This is a genomic window from Bdellovibrionota bacterium, assembly GCA_040386775.1.
In the GTDB taxonomy this organism is placed as follows: Bacteria; Bdellovibrionota; Bdellovibrionia; order Bdellovibrionales; family JAEYZS01; genus JAEYZS01.
Genome location: JAZKEU010000022.1, coordinates 1 through 4165, shown reverse-complemented (window position 1 = coordinate 4165; position 4165 = coordinate 1). Strand labels below are relative to the sequence as shown.

Below are 4165 nucleotides of genomic sequence, written 5' to 3'. Positions count from 1 at the left end.
CCCCTAAGCGGTCTTGGTTCCCCCACCAAGGCCGCAATTTTTTTGTGAGCAGCTTATTTAACTATCTAGGAGATAAAAGTTATGATTAAAAAATCTATAATTTCTATGCGAAAATTAATGGCTGTTGTGAGCTTAATACTTATTTGTACGACGACATATGCATCTACTGTAACTCATCAAATTTACGTAAATACCAGCCGATCACGTGTTATAGGTGCTAAATGGAGTAATCAAGAGGCTGTTGATAGGCTCAATAAAAACTGTGCTGAAAAATATCAAGGAGTTCTAGATCCAAAAAGTATTGATGTCGCTGTGGGGTTTTGGAGCAGATTACCTATCGTTGTATTTGGAAAGTGCACTGTTAACATCAAGTAACAGAAATATTTTTTCTCTATAGTGAGGAGTGTATATGTATAAAAGACAGGTATTGCTCTTAGGTGAAAACTACAGCTGCCAATTTAATAAAAATCTTCAAGATTAAGAATCACTTCGAAATACTAGATAAGAAATCTGCGACTCGCGGTTTGTAAACCTCTGGGAATTTTTTAAGGCCGTCGAGATGGCCGCCTTCAGGTAAGTTTAGAATTTCTAAGTCAATTTGATCGTGACCCGCGAAAGCTTTGTCGATGGCTGAGGTTGGTACGAGTGGATCAAGCCATCCTCTAATGGAAAGAATAGGGAAGTCTTTCGGAAGAGAGTTTAAATCTCTTTTGATTTCCTTTTCGTGATCAATCGTCCAAATTCCACGAGCGTAAATATTCCAGCCAATTCTTTTTAAAGGATTTTTTTGAGGTTTTGCATGAATAAAGAAATTCCAATTGCACTTTAAGAGATCGTAAAATGGACCCCCATCGCAGATCAAAGCTTTAACATCTTTGGCATTTCGAAGGGCAATAGTTTCCAGGGCTGCCGTTGTCGGATTTGAAAATGAGAATAAAATTTTATCGCCTGGGATAGTGTCTAAGATTTTTGTGATCTCTCTCGTCCAAACGTGTTTAATCCCCCAACCGAGAGAAAGCGATTTGCGAAGTTTTGGAATAACCTTTGTGGGTTTGTAAGAAAGATTAAAGATTACCGAATCGTAACCAATTTCTGCCATAAACTCGGCATGGCGACGCATTTGTGGTTTCTTTCCGAAAAAGAAAGGAACAAATACAATAGTCTCCGGATGTTTTTTATTCGGAGACTTTATAATTTCGCCTTGATTGATTAACTTCACGCGAACTCTTAATGTTTAGTTGTGTTCGGCGAAGTTTGCGGCCAAAGTTCTCGCCAGTCATTTGTTCGCGAAGAATAATTTCCTACGGATTCTAAAACCGATTTAGAAACTTGGATTTCTTCTAATGCAGTTTCAGAAAGAACTTTCCCGCACGCTTCGACAACAGAGTCTGCGTCAATGTGGTGGTACTTGTAGATTTCTGAAGGTCTTCCGCATTTAGAATGTTTCTTCACCGCAAGAACTTCATGTCTTACGCCGATGATGGAGCCGATATTGTCTAAGAGTCCTGGCTCCCCATCATGAACACTCACGATTGGAATTCTTCTGCCGGCCAAAGTCACGAGATCCGCCTGTGATTGTGTGCTTTGAGTTGGGTGAAGGTAAAGTTTAGAGTTGATCCCAAGTTTTTGTCTTAAGTGATGATGATCATTTTGCTCGGCTAACGTTCCAATCAATAGATCATTTGAAGTCACCACGATCACGTTGGCATAAATGCCTTTTTCTAAAAGCTTATTTGAGGCAGCAATCGCTTCTGTGGTCGGTGAGCCCATAGAGAAAATATTTACTACGTTATCACCTGGTTCGTATCCAGCGTAACCTTCGTAGTTGATTAAGTAGTATCCACCAGCAAGAACATCTTTTCTTACGGCACTCATGATCTCTTCTTCACTGAATGAATCCACGGTTGATTCGTCGACAGCGCCCTCATAATTCTGACCTTGCGGCATAAGAATTTGAGATTGATCTACTTTAAATAATTTTTGAGTTTTCAAACGTTTCAAGAATTCTTTTTGGTCAGCTCCTCTTGTGACGCCTCTGATGTGAAGACCGTTCCTTCCGTCATTATCAAAGTAGAAATGTCTTCTGATGGCATCGCAGAAAATCCAATCAAGTTCTCTACAAAAGAACGGTTCCCAAACGATTTGGTTTGGAATTTGGAAGTCCGACTTCCATCCGTGCTGAGCACCTTCCGGAGATAATGTTACGCCGGCTGGAGTTCCCACTAGTACGAAGCTAGATTTCCAGTATTGGTTGTAAAAGTACTGGTCCAGTGCGCGCTTCAAAAAGAAATCATAGACGGTCATCAATGGGAAGAGTGGGATTCCAAGTAAATCTCTCATCTGTCCAAATGAACCCACACAAGACATTACGTTGCATTCTGCGATTTCAAAACGAATGAATCGATCTGACTTTTCGCTACCAGGAACTAGATCTGGAAGTTTTGTGTCTTTCACTGAGAATTCTTTTTCGAAGTCTTCGATATCCATAGCGCCGAAAACTTTTCCATCCATCGCAGGATTCAAGTTTGTGGAGGTTCCAACATCTGGAGCCATAGATACAAATAATTCTGATGGAAGTTTAAATGCTTTCTCTGCATCTGTTAATGGCTTGGCATCTTTTGTGTCCGCTGTGTTTGAAATACGCGTAAGCTTTGCTGTCAACTGTCCCAACATCCACTGTGTGTGTGGGTAGTTTACCATTTTTAAATTGATATCCAGTGACTCAGGAATTTGTCCGTGCTTTTCAAGTTCTGCGTTAAAGAATTTTTTGTTCTCTTCTTTAATTTCATACTGTTTTAAAATTTCTTTATAAAGATCATCACCACGAGTTTTTAGGAATTTTGCTTCTTTAGAGCTCTCTGCAAATTTTTTGAAAAGTTGATCCGCAGGGAGGCCTTCTTTCTCTCTTAAAGCATCAATCTCTGGTTGATCCAACTGACTGTTGTGGTTTCCGGGTTGCGCCGCTTCAGAAAGTCCCCAGCCTTTTACTGTGTGAGCAACAATCAAAGTAGGCTTTCTTTTGTTTTTCTTGCTGGCCTCAAGTGCTTCGATAATCATTTCAAAATCGTGGCCGGCGAGATCTCTTAGAGATGCATGAAGTTCAGTATCATCCACGCTTTCTACAAATTTTTTCACTTGGGGATGTTTTTCTATTAAATGTTTTTTTAATTCTTTTTTGTCTTTGATTAGAAGCATAGATTGAAATTCAAAGTCTGCTAAATCTTCGTCTAAAAGCTTTTTGAAAACATCGCCACCTGGCTTTTTGAAAAGCTTTTGTCTGATGGAGCCGTGTTTCAGCATAAACACTTCCCAGCCGTTGGCTTCCGCGGTTTTTGCTAATCTCACGTCATCAGTGGAGCCGATGATTTCTTTATTTGTAATTCTGTGACCATCTAAACTCTGGCGGTTATAATCGATGATCCAAGTGAGGTTTCCGATTTCACGTTCTGCAAACTCAGGCATTGCTTCAAAGAGCGAACCTTCTCGGAATTCCGAGTCACCACAGAGAGCCCAGAAGTGCGCGGTCTCTGGCACTTTATACCCGTGATCTTTAGCGTATCTGTAAGAAAGTGCAAGATAACCCAAGTTAACTGGCGGAATCCCGACTGTTCCTGATGGTAAGAAGTTGTGACGATCAGGATCGTATTTAGAATGGTAGGATTGGAAAACAGGAGTTCCATCGTCAGAGAATTTTCTCAATCCATGCATAGCAATTTCTTGAAGCTCTTGAGGAAGACGGTTGTTGTTTTCATCTAAAAAATTATTCAAAAGATAATTGTAAGAGTGATCAGCAGGCGAGGCGTGAGGTTTGATCGCCATGTGATCAAAACCCGATTTTGAAACCAGGTGAATTGCCCCGAGAATTTGGAGTGAGCTTGCGCTGGCAGATTGGTGACCACCGATTTTGGGATCGCCTTTTTCTTTGTCTTTTCTATGGTTCGCGATGTGAATCATCTGAACGGCATAATAAAGCGCTCTTTGCGCAATCGTATTTAAAACACTAATGTCGTAAGGTTTTGCCATTAATTACCTCTTAAAAATTAAGCTTCGAAATTCAAAAATAGATCATTAGCTTATCTGTTGCCGGCGGGTTCAAGTCAAGAAGGTGAGCCGCACCTTTTCCTCAGATGCGCATCATAAATGACGCAGATCTGAGGAAAAGGTG

Annotated in this window: 3 protein-coding genes; 1 reads left to right on the top strand and 2 read right to left on the bottom strand. The window is 40.5% G+C overall.

The window, feature by feature from the left end; genetic code table 11:
- The first annotated feature begins 81 nt into the window (after window positions 1-81).
- On the top strand, window positions 82-375 hold the full coding sequence (locus V4596_13455; protein MES2770146.1) for a hypothetical protein: 294 nt from the start codon (window positions 82-84) through the stop codon (window positions 373-375).
- Window positions 376-484: 109 nt separating this feature from the next.
- On the opposite strand, the gene V4596_13450 is transcribed toward V4596_13455, so the two are convergent.
- Both V4596_13450 and V4596_13445 read right to left on the bottom strand, forming a co-directional pair.
- Window positions 485-1219 carry a hypothetical protein gene (locus tag V4596_13450; protein ID MES2770145.1) on the bottom strand — a complete coding sequence of 245 codons (735 nt, stop codon included), beginning with the start codon at window positions 1217-1219 and terminating at the stop codon, window positions 485-487.
- 8 nt (window positions 1220-1227) lie between these two features.
- Window positions 1228-4023, bottom strand: coding sequence for a pyruvate dehydrogenase (locus tag V4596_13445; protein MES2770144.1), 2796 nt, complete (start codon window positions 4021-4023; stop codon window positions 1228-1230).
- Window positions 4024-4165 lie beyond the last annotated feature (142 nt).

Bases quoted from the DNA above. Each gene is read 5' to 3' on its own strand.
- V4596_13445 (MES2770144.1), bottom strand. From the start codon at position 4,023: ATGGCAAAACCTTACGACATTAGTGTTTTAAATACGATTGCGCAAAGA.
- V4596_13455 (MES2770146.1), top strand. From the start codon at position 82: ATGATTAAAAAATCTATAATTTCTATGCGAAAATTAATGGCTGTTGTG.